Source organism: Streptomyces sp. NPDC050619 (genome assembly GCF_040654815.1).
GTDB lineage: Bacteria > Actinomycetota > Actinomycetes > Streptomycetales > Streptomycetaceae > Streptomyces.
Map to the genome: position 1 here is coordinate 255,999 of NZ_JBFAIR010000009.1, position 16,293 is coordinate 272,291.

Consider the following 16,293-nt stretch of genomic DNA (forward strand, 5'->3'; position numbering starts at 1 on the left):
TCCAGTGGGTGGTGTCCAGGGGGCGTGCGGCACTTTCCAGTCAGGAGCCGAAATGGACCTGTACGAGCACCAGGCAAGGGAACTCTTCGAGGAACACGGCATCTTGGTGCCGCGAGCCGAGGTGACGGACTCACCCAAGGAGGCCCGTGAGATCGCCCGCAGGCTCGGTGGGCGCGTGGTCGTCAAGGCGCAGGTCAAGACCGGCGGCCGGGGCAAGGCGGGCGGAGTCAAGCTCGCCGCCGACCCGGCCGCCGCCGAGCTGACGGCACGCCAGATCCTCGGCATGGACATCAAGGGGCACAGGGTCGGCACGGTGATGGTGGCCCAACCCGTGGACATCGAGACGGAGTTCTACGTCTCCTACGTACTCGACCGCGCGGCCGGCCGCTTCCTCGCCATCGCCTCCGCGGAGGGCGGTACGGAGATCGAGGAGGTCGCCGCCGGCCGACCGGATGCTGTCGCCCGTATACACATCGATCCGGACGAGGGCGTCACCTCGGCGAAGGCGGGCCGGATCGCCGAGGCGGCCGGACTGCCGCCGCAGACCGTCGACGTCCTCGTACGGCTCTGGGAGGTGCTGGTCCGCGAGGACGCCGTCCTCGTCGAGGTCAACCCCCTCGTCCGGACGACACAGGGCCGTATCCTCGCCCTCGACGGCAAGATCACCCTCGACGACAACGCCCGCTTCCGGCAGACGCGTTGGGGCGCGCAGGCCGTGGCGCACGACGACCCGCTGGAAGCGGCAGCCGCCGCGAAGGGCCTCAACTACGTCAAGCTCGACGGCGAGGTCGGCATCATCGGCAATGGTGCCGGTCTGGTCATGTCGACCCTCGACGTGGTCGCCGGCTGCGGCGCCCGGCCCGCCAACTTCCTCGACATCGGCGGCGGGGCGTCGGCCCAGATCATGGCCGACGGTCTTGCGGTCATCCTCTCCGACCCGGCCGTGAAGTCCGTCTTCGTCAATGTCTTCGGCGGGATCACCGCCTGCGACGCGGTCGCCGACGGCATCGTCCAGGCCCTGGGCACCGTCCAGTTGACCAAGCCGCTCGTCGTACGCCTCGACGGCAACAGCGCGGCCCGCGGTCGTGCCATCCTCGACGAGCGCGCCCACCCCCTGGTCCAGCAGGCCACCACCATGGACGGCGCCGCGCGCCGTGCCGCCCAACTCGCCACCACAGCCTGAGGAGACGGGACATGGCGATCTACCTCACCAAGGAAAGCAAGGTCCTCGTCCAGGGCATGACCGGGGCCGAGGGCATGAAACACACCCGGCGCATGCTCGCGGCCGGCACGAACGTGGTCGGCGGCGTCAACCCGCGCAAGGCGGGCCGCACCGTGGACTTCGACGACCGTGCGGTCCCCGTCTTCGGGTCGGTCGTCGACGGTATGCAGGCGACCGGCGCCGATGTCACCGTCGTCTTCGTGCCGCCCGCCTTCGCCAAGGCCGCCGTCACCGAGGCCGCCGACGCCGGCATCGGGCTCGCCGTCGTCATCACCGAGGGCATCCCCGTCCACGACTCCGTCGCCTTCACCACGTACGCGAAGCGGAAGGGCACCCGGGTGATCGGCCCCAACTGCCCCGGCCTGATCACGCCCGGACAGTCCAACGCGGGCATCATCCCGGCCGACATCACCAAACCGGGCCGCATCGGTCTCGTGTCCAAGTCCGGGACACTCACCTACCAGCTCATGTACGAACTCCGCGACATCGGCTTCTCGACCTGTGTCGGCATCGGCGGCGACCCGGTCGTCGGCACCACCCACATCGACTGCCTCGCCGCCTTCCAGGACGACCCCGACACCGACCTCGTCGTCCTCATCGGGGAGATCGGGGGCGACGCGGAGGAACGCGCGGCAGCGTACATCCGCGATCACGTCACCAAACCCGTCGTCGGCTACATCGCCGGTTTCACCGCCCCCGAGGGCAAGACGATGGGGCACGCGGGCGCGATCGTGTCCGGCTCGTCCGGCACCGCGCAGGCCAAGAAGGAGGCGCTGGAAGGGGCCGGCGTCACGGTCGGCAGCACCCCGACCGAGACGGCCCGACTGGTGCTGGCCCGACTGGAAGCGGAGCGTGACGTCACTCATAGTTGACGTGGGGTGACTGTCCCGTACCAGGGGGCGTCACTACCTTCCCCGTACGACGTCGGCGCACGACCGTGCGAGGCGTGCGAGCCGCGCGCACGACGAGCCATGCAACCCTCCCGCCCCGATTGTGCACCGTGAGCGGAGAAAACCAATGGCACCCACCCTCACCTCGACCACCCACACCCACACCCAGCCCCTGACCCTCAAATCGGGCACCTCGTGGTCCGACGCCTGGCAGCGTTGCCTCTTCGCCGCCCCCGAGGCCTTCCAGGACGACCGCGTCCTCAACCTCTGGGACTGCGCCTGGCGGGCGGACGGCCGGGCACTGCCCGCCACCAGCCCCGTCGACGGCAGTCCGATCGCCGGCCCGCCGCGTCTGGACCAGGCCACCGCCCACCAGGCGGTACGCGCCTCGCTCGACCAGCACCGCGCCTGGCGGCACATCCCCCTGGACGAGCGCCGCGCCCGCGTCGCGGCCACCCTCGACGCCCTGACCGAGCACCGGGAACTGCTCGCCCTCCTGCTCGTCTGGGAGATCGGCAAGCCCTGGCGGCTCGCTCAGGCGGACGTCGACCGGGCCATCGACGGTGTGCGCTGGTACGTCGACGGCATCGAACCCATGCTGGCCGGGCGGACCTCCCTGGACGGCCCGGTGTCCAACATCGCGAGCTGGAACTACCCGATGAGCGTGCTCGTTCACGCATTGCTGGTACAGGCACTGGCAGGCAACGCGGTCATCGCCAAGACCCCGACCGACGGCGGTGTCGCCTGTCTGACCCTGGCCTGTGCGCTCGCCGCCCGCGAGGGGATTCCCGTCACCCTCGTCAGCGGCAGCGGAGGCGAGCTGTCCCAGGCGCTCGTGCGCGCGCCCGAGATCGGCTGTGTCTCCTTCGTCGGCGGTCGCGACACCGGCGCAGCGGTGGCCACGGCCGTCGCCGACCTCGGCAAGCGACACGTACTGGAACAGGAGGGACTCAACACCTGGGGCATCTGGAACTACACGGACTGGGACGCGCTCACGGCGGTCGTCCCCAAGCTCTTCGACTACGGCAAGCAGCGCTGCACGGCGTATCCGCGCTTCGTCGTCCAGCGTGAGCTGTTCGACGAGTTCCTGGCCGCCTACCTCCCGGCGGTCCGCACCCTGCGCGTCGGCCACCCGCTCGCCGTCGAGAAGAGCGACGACCCCTACCCGGAGCTGGACTTCGGTCCGGTGATCAACGCCGCCAAGGCCAAGGAGCTGCGCGACCAGGTCGCCGAGGCCGTCGACCGCGGTGCCGTCCCGCTGCACCGCGGCAAGCTGTCGGACGCCCGCTTCCTGCCCGGCCAGGACACAGCGGCGTACGTCCACCCGGTCACCCTCCTCAACCCGCCGTCGTCCTCCCCGCTGCACCACGCGGAGCCGTTCGGCCCGGTCGACACCATCGTCCTGGTCGACACGGAGGCGGAGCTGCTGGCCGCGATGAACGCGTCCAACGGCGCGCTGGTGGCCACGCTGTCCACGGACGACCGGGCGACCTTCGACCGACTGGCACCGCAGATCCGTGCCTTCAAGGTGGGCCACGGCAAGCCGCGCTCCCGGGGCGACCGCGAGGAGCTGTTCGGCGGATTCGGCGCGTCCTGGCGCGGCGCGTTCGTCGGCGGCGAGCTCCTCGTGCGCGCCGTGACGCACGGCCCGGTGGGGGAGCGGCTGCCCGGGAACTTCCCGGACTACCACCTCATGCCGTGAGGTGCACGCGCGCGACGCCCGAGCGAGGACCGGGGCTCATGCCGTGACCGGCGCCAGGGTGGAGCCCCCGTCCTGGGAGTGCCACCCGGCGATCACCTCGTCGGCCAGCCACCGCGCCACGCCCCGCGGATAGGGGCGCGGCAGACTGAGCACGATGTGGTTCATCCCGGCGTCGACCAGCGCACCGACCGTCGCGCGCGTCGCGGCCGGATCGTCGTACGACACCAGGACCTGCACCGACCGCGTGATGTCCCCGGGGTCGCGGCCGAGGTCTGCGCAGTGCGCGTCGAGCACGCGGGCGCGCTCGGCGACGAACCCGACGTCGTTGTGCGGCGGTCCGGGGACGTTCCACACGTCCGCGTGCTCGGCGACCAGCCGCAGCAGCCGGGTGCCCCAGCCGCCGATCAGCAGCGGGGGACCCGGCCGCTGCACGGGCCCCGGCTCGTTCCGGGTGCCCTTCAGCCGGTAGTGGCGGCCCTCGAAGTCGAAGACGTCCCGGGTCCACATCAGCTTCAGGATCTCGATGGTCTCCGCCAGCCGCGCGATGCCCTCGGACGGCGGGACGAGTGTGAGGCCGTACGCCTCGTACTCGGCGAGCGCGGGATTCTCACCGGCGATCCCGCCGGCGCCCGGCGGCTGATGCGTGCCGCCGACGCCGAGACCCAGGACAAGGCGTCCACCCGAGACCACGTCCACCGTGGACGCCATCTTGCCGAGAACAGCGGGCGGACGGATGCGGTTGCTGGTCACCAGCAGCCCAAGACGCAGCCGCCGGGTCTGCGCCGCGAGCGCGGCGAGCAGGGTCCAGCCCTCGTATATGCGCCCGTCCTTCGGCCCGGCCACGGGCAGCAGGTGATCCCACAGCCACGCGTCCTCGATCTCCGGCACGTCGTCGGCCTCCAGCCAGACGCGGCGGATGTCCTCGTAGGACACGTGCATGGGTGTGGTCTTGATGCCGAAGCGCACAGTCGTCATAACCGTCAGCATACTAAATCATCAGCGCTACTGACGATCAGTTCCCGATACAGTCGAAGCCATGGCTACCGACCAGGCGCCCACACCTCTCGAAGACCGGCTCGGCTACCTCCTCAAACACGCCCAGGCCGGACTGGCCAGGACCTCCGCCGAGGCTCTCGCGCCCTACGGCGTGGACGGCCACGAGCTGGCCGTTCTGGTCGTCCTCTCCGCCGGCGAGCCGCTGTCGCAGGTCGAGGCGGCAGCCCGCCTCGGGGTCGACCGCACCACGATGGTGTCGCTCATCGACGGCCTGGAGGGCCAAGGCCTGGTGGAGCGGCGGCGCAGCCCGCAGGACCGTCGCAGGAACATCGTCGAACTCACGCCCACGGGCACGGAGCGCCTGCGCCAGGCAGAGCGGGCGCGCCGGGCTGCCGAACGCCGTTTCCTCGCCCCGCTGGACGAGAAGGCCACGGCCGATCTGGTGCGGGCCCTACAGGCACTCGTGGCCGGCGACCGCAACTCGGAGTGACGGGGTTCCTCAGGCGTAACCCTCCAGTCGCCCCTGGTGAGAGCGGGAAGTCGCCGCTACCGAGGCTCCGGGAGCGTCGCTCGCGCGACGGATATGCAGGTGAAGGGCACTCCGAAAGCTTGGTATCGTTGTGCGTGTCGCCGCGGTGTACACCTCCGTCCAGGCGACAGACACCTTGTCCGGGTGGCGGAATGGCAGACGCGCTAGCTTGAGGTGCTAGTGCCCTTTATCGGGCGTGGGGGTTCAAGTCCCCCCTCGGACACCAGCTGAGACCCCTGTTCATCAGGGGTTTCCTGCATTTCCGCCTCCGGTGCGGGCCGAGCCGACTGTCAGAGGCGACGGCTAGCGTGCGCCCATGAACGATGACCAACAAAAGCCGATGACGGCTCAGTCCTCCCGCTCCGAGGCTACGCAGCACGCAACCCCTCCTGGGCGGCCCGGAGCCGATGCGAAGCCGAAGGGCATCGCGCTGTATCACGACATGCGGGTCGAAGAGGACTTCACCAAGTGCGCCACCCGCCTTTTCTCGATCCTCAAAAAGGCCGCAGCGACGAGCCCTGGTGCCCCGCGCTACGTTTATTTCGATATCCAGGGGCACCGCGACGCCGACGGCGGCTACGACGCCGATGCCCTGGAGATCATGCACGAATTCCTGCTGGGATTCCTCAGCCCGTATCTCACGGAGATCAGCACACCGCTGAGCCAGGTGAGGAACCCCGAGCCGCAACGTGAGGACATCCCTGACGTCCTGAACATACGAGACCCCGAACGTGAACACGCCTACGACCACCGTGAGCTGCGCGTACGCAACCGGGACAGCCATCCCGACCGGCGCCGGTCCAGACCCCCGGTCCGGGCCATCGCCGACTACCTCGGTCTCGATGAGCCGATCTGCCTGATCTGCTGGCAGGCGCCGGTGGAGAGGGCCCATGTCGTCCCGGAGTCGCTCGGCGGTTCCAACGATGTGCGCAACTTCGCCCTCCTCTGCCCGCGCCACCACCGTGAGGCGCCCGATGTCGCGGACGCCGAGGCGTTCTGGTCCTGGGTCGACTACGCCTGTGAACGCGACGGCCATATGAAGTGGGAGGGTGTGGAGCCGGAGCTGCTGGCGAACGCGGAACGCGTCGGCCTCCATATCGAGGCGCGCGGACCGGTGCGGAAGAGCCTGCGCCACTTCGACCGAGTCCGTGACGAACTCGTGCGTCACTACGGCTGGTGCCCGGAGGACTTCGCCGGTGGCTATCACTGGGGAGCGCTGATGGAAGAGTTTCACACAGTGATGGACTCGGCGACCGGCACTCACTTCAACGTTGCCAAGAAGGCATCCACCGAGGCATGGGCCTTCGAAGTGGCCCGCAGACGCCTGAGAGACGGACTTGCGGAGCACGAGGCCGGCGATGACCGGCCGGCGGTGTTGAGCCGTCCGTCGGTTGAACTGGCGGAACGGACGGTGCGCAAGTCGCCCGACAGCGATGGTGCGCAGAGCCTGGTCGACGCCGCACGGCGGGCCGACATCGCGATCGGGGCGGCGGCACTCGTGCGCGACATCATCGGTTCGGCGGGAGTTTCCAGTGCCGAGGAGGTGCTGCGGGGCATCGAAGAGGAGGTGGCGGACCGTACCGCGCAACTCGAGCGGCTGACTGACGAGTTGATGGGACACACGGCTTGCAGGTACTGCGGCCACGCCATAGCCCGGATTGGGGACGCTCCCTGGCGCCATAGCGCTGCGGCACCCATGTCCCGTGGCTGCCGCGCCGCGAGTTTCGACCGGGACGGTACTTGGGACGATTCCCTCGACCGAGCATGGACGGCGAGTCCGCCGAAGACATATCGGTGAGCTGTCCGCAGTTGTCCAGGGCGGCGTTGTGTAGCTTCACGCACCGCCGGTACAAGGCCATTGCGGGAAGCGAAGCGCCTGCGGATGACGGTGGCGCGGATGGTGGTCTGCGAGTGCCTCTCCACCGTCGGGTTGGCGGAGCCGCCGTCGGGCTCGCCCCAGGCCGGCTCGACCTGCTGGCCGTACGCCAGTTCGCCCTCGTCGATCACGCGGACGGAGATCCAGCCGCTGACGTTGGCCGAGTAACCGCACAGCGTGGACACCCCGATGAGGCGTCCGTTCTGACCTGGCGGCCGTCACCCGGGCCGTCGACGTCCTTGGTCACCGGGATAGCGGTCGATGAGCAGGTGGGCGTCGAGATGTGCGGGCAGGGGCAGTTGCAGGAGGATTCCCGTGACCTCGGGGTCGGCCGCCAACTCGCAGAGCACATCGGGGACTTCCCGCTGTGCCGCGTGCCCCGCCAGTGCCCAATGGAGGCGCCGGCGGTTGTGGCGATGTCCTCGGCGACCTTCGCCCGGATCTGCAGGGCGATCTTCCTTCCGCCGATTCTCGTTGTCATGACACCGGGCGGTTTCCTGTCGGTGGATGTGCGGTCGATGCCGTCCGCGTCAGGCGAAGACGATGGTGTGGTTGCCGTCGCGGATGACGCGGTCCTCGGCGTGCCAGAGGACCGCGCGGGAGAGCACCGACCGCTCCACGTCGGCGCCTCGCCGCATCAGATCGGCGGCCGTGTCGGCGTGGGTGACGCGGACGACGTCCTGCTCGATGATCGGGCCCTCGTCGAGGTTCTCGGTGACGTAGTGGGCCGTGGCTCCCACCAGCTTCACGCCCCGCTCCTTCGCCTTGGCGTACGGTCCGGCGCCGATGAAGGCGGGCAGGAAGGAGTGGTGGATGTTGATGATCGGCACGCCGACGTTCTCGACGAAGTCGCCGGAGAGGATCTGCATGTAGCGGGCGAGCACGACGAAGTCGACGTTGTCCTTGAGCAGCCGCAGGTGTTCGGCCTCGGCGGCGGACTTGTCCGGGCCCATGGACGGGACGTGGAAGAAGGGGATGCCGAAGGAGCGCACCTCCTCCGCCGTGTCCGGGTGGTTCGAGATCACCATGGCGACGGTGACGGGGAGTTGACCGCGCCGGTGGCGCCACAGCAGGTCGAGCAGGCAGTGGTCGGACTTGGAGGCGAAGATCGCGACCCGTTTGGGGACCGAGAGGTCGCGCAGGGTGTACGTGAGCCCGTAGTCCCGTACGAGTCGGGTGTCGAGGTCGTGCTCGATCTCGGGCAGGGCCGCCTGGAGGTTGTCGAGGCCGAAGACGGTGCGCTGGAAGAACGCGCCGCCCTGCGGGTTGTCCGAGTACTGGTCGAGGGAGACGATGTTGGCGCCGTGACCGCCGAGCACCGAGGCGACGGCCGCGACGATGCCCGTCCTGTCCTCGCCCTGCACGATCAGCGAGGCCTGGTGGTGCGCGGGCTTGCCCTGCTTGGGGTGTGCCGGGGCCTCCTGGGTGAGTGTCACGTCAGCCTTCCTTCCTGAACCGGGCGACCCACTCCGAGGTCGCCTTGAGCCCGCCGAACGTGTAGAAGTGCACCTTCAGTTCGCCGTGGCGCACGGCGTCGTAGCCGGCGGCGAGTGTGTGCAGGAACCGGTCGGGGCCCGCCGTGCTCATGAGGTTCGTCAGGGAGAACCCGTATTTCCTGGCGATGGAGGTGCTGGTGCCGACGCCGAAGCGGGCGGCGTACTTCATCAGGCGCCTGACTCCGGCGGGTCCGGGGACGCCGATCCGGATGGGGAGGCCGACACCGCGCTTGCGCGTCTCCTCCACCCAGGTGAGGACCGGGTCGACGTCGAAGCCGAACTGCGTGATGACCTCGCCCGTCAACCGCTGCGTGGCGAGCGCCGCGTGCTTGTCCGTCACCGCCGACCACAGCACCCGGTCCGTGATGGCGGGGTGGCCTTCCGGGTAGCCGCTGATGCCGATGTGGCGTACGCCGTAGTGCTCCAGCAGCCCGGTGCGGATGACGGCCAGCGCGTCCTCGTAGGGGCCCTGCGGGGTGGCCGGGTCGCCGCCGACGACGAACACGTTCTCGCCGGTGCCGTCGGCCTGAAGACCGGCCAGGAACTGTTCGAGGTCGGCCCGGGAGCCGAGGCGGCGGGCGGAGATGTGGGGTACGGGGACGAAGCCGAGCCGCTTGACCGCTCGTGCGGCGTCCAGGCGCATGTGTACGTCCTCGTTGCCGAGGAAGGTGACGTTGATACGGGTGCCCGGGGGGATGGTGTCGCGGGCTTCCTCGAGTTGGGGAACGTCCTTGCCCGTCATCTCCAGGGAGAAGTCCGCCAGCAGCGATGTGCGCACCGCTGCCGGGGACAGGGGACCGGGGTTCATCGTGCTCCTTCATCGATGTCCTGCTACGGGGTGGGCCGCGAGGAGTCTCAGTGCGGCGGAGTCCGTGAACGCGGTTCAGGCGTTTCGGCGGTACAGGGTGCGCGCGTGCTGGTTGAACGGCGCGGGCTGGACGGTGGCGCGGATGCGCGGGAATCCGAGGTCGGCCTCGGGGTCGGTACCGGGGCCGGGGTGCTCGCCCCACACCACCCAGACCTCGGTGCCGGGCTCGGCGTGCTCCGTGTCGATCAGGGTCAGCGACAGGACGGTGCCTACGGGGTCGATGGTCGCGCTCTGCATGGTCATGCCGACCATGCCGGTGACGTTCTCCACGCGGTGGCGGGCGTAGGTGAGGTGGAAGCCGGGGTCTTGGCCCTGGCCGATGACCGCGCGCACGTCGTCGGCGTCGAGGACGAGGGTGACCTTCGTGCGGCGGACGTCGTCCTTCGCCTTGTGCAGGGCCTCCCGGCCCAGGAAGTCGTGGTTGAAGGAGATGACCTTGCCGTAGCCGAGTTCGTACGGGGAGACGTAGTAGTCCTCGATGTCCGGCGAGAAGTAGCTGCCGCTGAGCGGGCGTTTGCCCTCGATGCCGAAGAGCGCGAGCTGCTTGCGGTACTCCAGCAGGTCCGGGTCGGTGTAGATGCCGGGCACCGGGGAGGGGATCCAGCCGCTCTCCACGCTCGGCGTGGTGTACGCCAGCGCGCCGACCTGGACCAGGCCGAGCGGCTCACCGGTCTTGAGGAACGCCTCGTGGACGTACGCGGCGTGCTCCCAGGGGCCGAAGAACTCGAAGCCGGCCTGGCCCGCCATGCCGTGGCGCAGCGCGCGGAAGGCGCGGCCGTCCAGGGCGACGGGGGAGGAGTGGAAGAACCTCGTCCTGGGCAGCGGTCCGCCGAAGACCCGCTCCACCAGCTCCTGGGCCAGCGGCCCCTGGATCTGGTAACGGAACAGCGTGGGGTCGCCGCCGCCGGGGCGGAAGGCGGAGGACGGGTCGGTGACGAAGAAGGCGTCGTAACCGCCCCGCTCCCCGTGGTACTGGACCCAGTGTTGCGCGGCGGGAACCCCGCTGAGCAGGTACGTGTTCTCTGCCTGGCGGGCCAGGATGCCGTCCGAGACGATGTTGCCGTCCTTCGTCACCGGGACGTACTGCTTGGCCTGCCCGATGGCGAAGTTCTCGAAGTCGTTGGCGCCGTGGTCGGCGAGCAGCCGGGTGGCGTCCGGGCCCTCGATCCACATGTCGTACATGTGGTGCGAGAGGTTGAGGAGGGCGACGCCCTCGTGCCACGCGTTCTGCTCCTGCCGCCACCCCGCGTACTCGCGCTCGACGACCTCGGGGGTCCAGGGCTCGGCACCGGGCTTCCACAGCAACCTGACCGGCGATCCGGCCCTGTCGATGCCGTCCTGAAGGCTGGGGGTTGGCATGCGGCTCCTTCTTTCTCATCATCGAGAGGTGGCGCTAGATCGATCTAGTACGGGCAACTAAATCGATCAAGTCGCGAAGCTAGCAGAGCGGTTCTCCCCGTGGCGAGGGCGGTGCAGTCGGTGCGGTGCACGCTTTGCTTGCACCGGCGTCATCACAGGCCGCGGCCACGAGCCCGCAACCTCGGCCGGTGCGGATCTGCCTAGACTGAGCATGCGTCACGTCGGAGAAGCACCTGGCGCATCACGTCGCATAGGGCAGGGTGATGGGCGGTTCCGGAAGGGTCACGCTGAACGACGTCGCCGCGGCGTGCGGCGTGTCGCGCGCCACCGTCAGTTTCGTCCTCAACGACGACCCCCGTCAGACGATCTCGGCGGCCACCCGTGCCCGGGTACAACAGGCCGCGCGTGAGCTGGGCTACGTCCCGCACGGGCTCGCCAGGGCGCTGCGCGAGGGCAGTTCCCGGGTCGTCGTGCTGAACATCGACTGGGGTCTGGAGGGCAACTACTCCCGCAGTTTCGTACGCGGTCTCGACGACGAGCTGGCCGCGCACGACCACGTCCTGCTGGTCCGCCACGGGCATCACGCGCCCCGGTCGACCCAGCGAGTACTCGACGCGATCACCCCCCGTGCGGTCATCCAGTTCGCCGAGGTCTATCGGACCGGCCGCGACCTCGAGGACCGAGGCGGCGGCTGGAAGGACGGCCTGGCCGCCCATGCCGCCCTACAGATCCGTCACCTGGCCGAACACGATCACACGCACATCGCCCTGGCCCTGCCGGACCCCGAGACCCCGCTGGCCGATGTCCGGCTGCGGTTCGCCACTCAGACCGCGCAGCGCCTGGGCCTCGCCCCGCTGACGTCCCTCGTCGTACCCCGGCCGAGGGAGGCCGGCACCGACGCGGTCCGCGCCTTCCGTGCCGCGCACCCCGAGGTGACGGCGATCGCCGCTTTCGACGACGACGTGGCCCTGCGTATCCTCACCGCCCTGCACGACCTCGGCCTCGGCGCACCTGGCGACCTGGCCGTCATGGGATACGACGACACCGAGTACGGAGCGCTGGTCAGCCCGGCGCTCACCACCGTCCACATCGACGCCGAATCGCACGGACGCCTCGCCGCGCGCGCCGCCCTCGGCCTGGACAGCGCCGGTCTCGAGCCCGTGCCCGCGAAGGTTGTCGTCCGCGACTCGGTCTGAAGCCCATGGTTGAGCGGCCGGCTGTAGGCCGCCCGTGCTCGCCGCTTTGTCGCGGCCCTGGCCGACGGCGCAGGCCGTATCGGCGTCGTAGCCGGAGAGGACCTGGCCTTCTGCGGAACCGGACGAGACGCGGAGCCGTGTCAGGCCGTGGCCCGCACGTGCTCCCGCGCCCATTCCTCGAAGCTGGTGAGTGGGATGCCGAGGTCCCTCGCGTACTGCGGACGGCCCGGCTGGCCGGCCACGTTCAGCCACTCGTGCGCGGCGCCCATCGCCGGCATTCCGGCGGCGAGGGCCTCTTTCTCGGTCATGTCCGGCGCGGACAGGTGCGTGCCCAGTGCGCGGGAGAGGACCTCGGCGATCTCGGTCATCGACAGGTAGTCGCTCGCCAACTCCAGTTCGATCCCGTCGAATCGCTCCGGCGCGGCGATGGCCGCGCCGGCCGCGCTGCCGATGTCGTCCACCGCGACCAGGGACAGCCGGGTCTCGGGGTTCAGGACGCTCACCAGGCCGCCCTCGATGCCGCGCGGGAACAGGAACGCCATGGACGGGAGGAAGTTCTCCATGAAGAAGCCCGGCTTGAGAAGCGTCCAGTGGGGGAAGCCGGCCGCGCGGACCCGGTCCTGGACCGCGCTCTTGGCGCCGAGGGTGGGTTCCATCGAAGCCCAGCGGCCTTCGGCCCAGCCGGGAGTTTCGGTGTGCCGGCCGGCGCCGGTGACGGACGTGTGCACGAACTGCGGCACTCCGGCGGCCTTCGCGCCCTCGACGAGGTTGACGCCCTGGGCTACCTCCCCTGCGAAATCGAAGCCTTCCGCGGTGATGCCGGGCATCTGCACGGAGAAGACGGCGCGGGTGCCCTCGGCGGCCCGGATCACGGAATCGCGGTCGTGAAGGTCGCCGCTGACCAGTTCGGCGCCGAGCGCCTCGACGGCCTTGGCCCGGTCGGTGGCCGGGTCGCGCACCAGGGCGCGGACGGGAACGCCTGCCGCGAGCAGTGCGCGGGCGGTGGCCCCGCCCTGCCTGCCGGTGGCGCCGGTGACCAGGACGGGTGCGGAATCTGTGGACATCGTCGCTCCTCGGTGCTCGGCAATTAAGCGGCGGGCCCCGCCGTTTTTCCCTCCGGTACGATATGGCGGGGCTCGCCACTTAACAAGACAGGGAGGTCGCGCCATGCCCGAGCGCCAGCGCGCCGACGCCCGGCGCAACTACACGCGCATCCTCGCCGTGGCCGAGGAGGAGGTCGCGGCCCACGGTGCCGGCGCCTCCCTGGAACAGATCGCCCGCACCGCGGGGGTCGGCTCGGCGACCGTGCGCCGGCACTTCCCCACCCGCCACGCGCTGTTGGAGGCGGTCTCCCGGCAACGGATCGAGGCCCTGTGCGTCCGCGCCCACGACTTGACCGGCAAGGGCGACAGCCGCAGCGCGCTCCTGGAATGGCTGAGTGACGTCGTCGCCTACTGCGTCTCCGCCCGCGGGCTGGCGGCCGCACTGTCCTACGACGGTGCCGGGTCCGACCCGGTGCACGAGAACGCCTGCTCTGCGGCGCTGGAAGAGGCGGGGAAACCGCTGCTGCGCCGGGCCGTGCGGGAGGGCGCGGTGGCGACAGGCGTCACCGTCGCCGACCTGATCACGCTGGTCGTCGGCATCGCCCTGGCCACGGAGCACCACCCCGATCCCGCCGCACGGGCGGACCGGCTGTTCCGGCTGGCCGTGGCGGGACTGAGCCCGCAGAGCTGAGCCATAGCCGCGCCGGCCGGCGAACTCCGTGAGCTCCGTGGCGGGGAGGACAACCTGATCTCCAACGCCGTCGCCCCGCTGCCGCCCGACAGGTCACAGGCCGCGCGGGCCGACGTGTTCATCGACGTCTCCAACAGCGCCACCCACGCGGTCCTGCGCTCGTTCGGCACTCTCGGCTGTCTCGACCCCCGGCTGCGCACCCTGTCCCGGCCTCGCGCCCCTGGTTCAGCGACTGGAGTCATGCCCGGACGACCCCCGAAAAGCAGGGTGATCCTCTTCGCCCCGGACTTCTACCGCTCGCTCTGATCCGGTGCCGGGATCAGCATGTCCATTGGCTCTCCGACGGCGGGTGCCCCTACGGTCGAAGAACGCCGCCCAACAACTTACGGAGACACCATGGCGAAGATCCTGTTCGTGATGACCGGCGCCGACCAGTGGACGCTGGCCGACGGCAGCGGGCACCGCACCGGCTTCTGGGCCGAGGAAGCGGTCGTACCCCTGGAGGCCTTCAAGGACGCGGGCCACGAGGTCACGGTCGCCACCCCCGGCGGCGTGGTCCCGCCCGTCGACCCGGCCAGCCTCGCCCCCGAGGCAGTCGGCGGCCCGGAGCAGGCCGCGCGGCTCAGGAACGTCGTGGACGGCGCCGCCGAGTTCGCGAGCCCGGTCGCGCTGGGCGACGTACGCCTCGACGAGTACGACGCCGTGTACGTGCCCGGCGGACACGGGCCCATGGAGGACCTGGCGGTGAACGCCGACTCCGGACGGCTCCTGGCCCGGGCGGTGGAGGGCGGCATGCCGGTGGGCGTGGTGTGCCACGGTCCGGCCGCGCTGCTGGCGGCGGTCAAGGAGGACGGTGCCAACGCGTACGCCGGTTACCGCATCACCGCCTTCACCAACGCCGAGGAGCGGCTGGCCGGAAACGCGGAGAAGGCGAAGTGGCTGTTGCAGGACCGGCTGACCGAGGCAGGTCTGAAGGTCGAGGCCGGTGAGCCGTGGGCGCCGCACGTCGAGGTCGACCGCAACGTCGTCACCGGCCAGAACCCGGCCTCCTCCGGCCCGCTCGCCGCCGAGCTGCTCAAGAAGCTCGCCTGACACGTCGCCCTCGCCGCGGCGCTAATTCAGTTGACGGTAGGCAAGCGCGGCGGGCTGAATACCGCGCATGGCCGACATCGAGGGCACGTACGACGAACTGTTCATCGCGGTGCCGAAGGCGCTGGCCGCGTTGCTGGACGCCCAAGACGCGGGCGGCTCGGTCGCGGTCTTCGTGGACGGCGAACCGGTGGTGGACGTCTGGGGCGGTTTCACGGACGCGGACCGCACGATCCCCTGGCGGCGCGACACGATCGTCAACGTCTGGTCCGTCACCAAGACGATGACGGCCCTGTGCGCCCTGATCCTTGCCGACCGCGGCGAACTCGACCTGGAGGCGCCGGTCGCCCGCTACTGGCCGGAGTTCGCCGCGGCGGGCAAGGAGAAGACGCTCGTGCGGCACCTGCTCTCGCACACCGCGGGCCTGCCCGACTGGGACGGTCCGGTGAGGCCCGAGGACCTCTACGACCGGCCGGCCGTCACGGCACGGCTCGCCGCGCAGGAACCGCGGTGGGAGGCGGGCACCGCGGCCGGATACCACTCGCTCACCCAGGGATTCCTCGTGGGCGAGGTCGTGCGCCGGATCACCGGCCGTGGCGTGGGGGAGTTCCTCGCCGACGAGGTGACCGGCCCGCTCGGCGCGGACTTCCACATCGGTCTGCCCGCCGAGCACGACTCCCGGGTCGCGCTCACCCTCCCGCCGCCGTCGCGGGACGAGGACTACAAGGCGAGCGCGCCCGGCGCAGCCGCGCCGACCGCCACCGGGAGCGGGATACGGGTCCGTGACGGCAACAGCGTGGCCTGGCGGCGCGCGGAGATCCCCGCGGCGAACGGATTCGGCAACGCGCGCTCGGTCGCTCGCGTGCAGTCGGTGATGGCGTGCGGGGGAGCGGGGCACGGGGTACGGCTGCTGTCGCCGGAGGGCTGCGCGCGTGCGTGGGAGGAACAGTTCGCGGGCGAGGACCGCGTCCTGGGCAGGGAGATGCGCTACGGCATGGGCTACGGCCTGTTCGGCAACACCTACGGCTGGGGCGGCTGGGGCGGCTCGCTGGTGATGATCGAGCCCGAGGCCCGCATGGCGGTGGCGTACGTGACGAACCAGATGCGCGAGCCCGAGGACGACACTCGCGGACTGGAGGTCGTGATGTCCGTGTACGACGGAATCCAGGGGCTGCGGGCCTGACGTGGTCTCGGCGCTCGCTCCGACATCGGCCGGCCGATCTGGCCGAGCGCCGCCCAATGCCGGAAAAATGCCGTGCCCCGCTCCTCTCCCGTTCCCTACACTCACCAGGGATCACGCGCCGCCCACCGCATGGCAGGGCGGCGCGCGTGTACT

General features: G+C 70.3%; 16 protein-coding genes and 1 tRNA gene. 11 read left to right on the forward strand and 6 right to left on the reverse strand.

Annotated features, from left to right (window positions below; translation table 11 throughout):
- Positions 1 to 52: 52 nt before the first annotated feature.
- The 3 genes from sucC (at position 53) to AB0I77_RS17685 (ending at position 3,814) form a co-directional block, all read left to right on the forward strand.
- A complete protein-coding gene (gene sucC / locus AB0I77_RS17675; RefSeq protein ID WP_363283467.1) occupies positions 53 to 1,183 on the forward strand; it encodes an ADP-forming succinate--CoA ligase subunit beta in 1,131 nt (376 codons plus the stop codon).
- Positions 1,184 to 1,194: 11 nt separating this feature from the next.
- Positions 1,195 to 2,094: a succinate--CoA ligase subunit alpha gene (gene sucD / locus AB0I77_RS17680; RefSeq protein ID WP_363283468.1), complete on the forward strand. Its 900-nt coding sequence runs from the start codon at positions 1,195 to 1,197 to the stop codon at positions 2,092 to 2,094.
- Positions 2,095 to 2,239: 145 nt separating this feature from the next.
- Positions 2,240 to 3,814 carry an aldehyde dehydrogenase family protein gene (locus AB0I77_RS17685; protein WP_363283469.1) on the forward strand — a complete coding sequence of 525 codons (1,575 nt, stop codon included), beginning with the start codon at positions 2,240 to 2,242 and terminating at the stop codon, positions 3,812 to 3,814.
- A 36-nt stretch (positions 3,815 to 3,850) separates the two neighbouring features.
- Here the strand turns inward: AB0I77_RS17685 and AB0I77_RS17690 are convergent, their stop codons facing one another.
- Positions 3,851 to 4,789 (reverse strand): LLM class flavin-dependent oxidoreductase, encoded by a 939-nt coding sequence (locus AB0I77_RS17690; protein ID WP_363283470.1) that lies wholly within the window; start codon positions 4,787 to 4,789, stop codon positions 3,851 to 3,853.
- Positions 4,790 to 4,850: 61 nt separating this feature from the next.
- Between AB0I77_RS17690 and AB0I77_RS17695 the strand changes: the two genes are divergently transcribed.
- The 4 genes from AB0I77_RS17695 (at position 4,851) to AB0I77_RS17710 (ending at position 7,383) form a co-directional block, all read left to right on the forward strand.
- On the forward strand, positions 4,851 to 5,300 hold the full coding sequence (locus AB0I77_RS17695; protein ID WP_363283471.1) for a MarR family winged helix-turn-helix transcriptional regulator: 450 nt from the start codon (positions 4,851 to 4,853) through the stop codon (positions 5,298 to 5,300).
- Positions 5,301 to 5,477: 177 nt separating this feature from the next.
- A tRNA-Leu gene (locus tag AB0I77_RS17700) sits at positions 5,478 to 5,565 on the forward strand.
- A 90-nt stretch (positions 5,566 to 5,655) separates the two neighbouring features.
- Complete coding sequence (locus tag AB0I77_RS17705; RefSeq protein WP_363283472.1) at positions 5,656 to 7,137, forward strand: HNH endonuclease; 1,482 nt, start codon at positions 5,656 to 5,658, stop codon at positions 7,135 to 7,137.
- Positions 7,138 to 7,197: 60 nt separating this feature from the next.
- Positions 7,198 to 7,383 carry a hypothetical protein gene (locus tag AB0I77_RS17710; protein WP_363283473.1) on the forward strand — a complete coding sequence of 62 codons (186 nt, stop codon included), beginning with the start codon at positions 7,198 to 7,200 and terminating at the stop codon, positions 7,381 to 7,383.
- A gap of 50 nt (positions 7,384 to 7,433) precedes the next feature.
- Here AB0I77_RS17710 and AB0I77_RS17715 read toward each other — a convergent pair whose 3' ends face one another.
- The 4 genes from AB0I77_RS17715 to AB0I77_RS17730 form a co-directional block, all read right to left on the reverse strand.
- Positions 7,434 to 7,565 (reverse strand): hypothetical protein, encoded by a 132-nt coding sequence (locus AB0I77_RS17715; RefSeq protein WP_363283474.1) that lies wholly within the window; start codon positions 7,563 to 7,565, stop codon positions 7,434 to 7,436.
- A 180-nt stretch (positions 7,566 to 7,745) separates the two neighbouring features.
- Entirely contained in the window at positions 7,746 to 8,651 is a 906-nt protein-coding gene (purU, locus tag AB0I77_RS17720) for a formyltetrahydrofolate deformylase (protein WP_363283475.1), read from the reverse strand.
- A gap of 1 nt (position 8,652) precedes the next feature.
- Positions 8,653 to 9,519, reverse strand: a complete 867-nt coding sequence (locus AB0I77_RS17725; RefSeq protein WP_363283476.1) for a methylenetetrahydrofolate reductase — start codon at positions 9,517 to 9,519, stop codon at positions 8,653 to 8,655.
- Positions 9,520 to 9,594: 75 nt separating this feature from the next.
- On the reverse strand, positions 9,595 to 10,938 hold the full coding sequence (locus AB0I77_RS17730; RefSeq protein WP_363283477.1) for an aminomethyl transferase family protein: 1,344 nt from the start codon (positions 10,936 to 10,938) through the stop codon (positions 9,595 to 9,597).
- Positions 10,939 to 11,201: 263 nt separating this feature from the next.
- Between AB0I77_RS17730 and AB0I77_RS17735 the strand changes: the two genes are divergently transcribed.
- A complete protein-coding gene (locus tag AB0I77_RS17735; protein WP_363283478.1) occupies positions 11,202 to 12,134 on the forward strand; it encodes a LacI family DNA-binding transcriptional regulator in 933 nt (310 codons plus the stop codon).
- A gap of 140 nt (positions 12,135 to 12,274) precedes the next feature.
- Here the strand turns inward: AB0I77_RS17735 and AB0I77_RS17740 are convergent, their stop codons facing one another.
- A complete protein-coding gene (locus AB0I77_RS17740) occupies positions 12,275 to 13,198 on the reverse strand; it encodes an NmrA family NAD(P)-binding protein (RefSeq protein ID WP_363283479.1) in 924 nt (307 codons plus the stop codon).
- 103 nt (positions 13,199 to 13,301) lie between these two features.
- Here AB0I77_RS17740 and AB0I77_RS17745 point away from each other — a divergent pair, with 103 nt between their 5' ends.
- The 3 genes from AB0I77_RS17745 to AB0I77_RS17755 all read left to right on the forward strand — a co-directional run bounded on the left by AB0I77_RS17745 (position 13,302) and on the right by AB0I77_RS17755 (position 16,140).
- Positions 13,302 to 13,868 carry a TetR/AcrR family transcriptional regulator gene (locus tag AB0I77_RS17745; protein ID WP_363283480.1) on the forward strand — a complete coding sequence of 189 codons (567 nt, stop codon included), beginning with the start codon at positions 13,302 to 13,304 and terminating at the stop codon, positions 13,866 to 13,868.
- Positions 13,869 to 14,264: 396 nt separating this feature from the next.
- The gene (locus tag AB0I77_RS17750) at positions 14,265 to 14,960 is read left to right on the forward strand and encodes a type 1 glutamine amidotransferase domain-containing protein (protein WP_363283481.1); all 696 of its coding nucleotides are present in this window, start codon (positions 14,265 to 14,267) and stop codon (positions 14,958 to 14,960) included.
- Positions 14,961 to 15,027: 67 nt separating this feature from the next.
- The gene (locus AB0I77_RS17755; RefSeq protein ID WP_363283482.1) at positions 15,028 to 16,140 is read left to right on the forward strand and encodes a serine hydrolase domain-containing protein; all 1,113 of its coding nucleotides are present in this window, start codon (positions 15,028 to 15,030) and stop codon (positions 16,138 to 16,140) included.
- Positions 16,141 to 16,293: the final 153 nt, after the last annotated feature.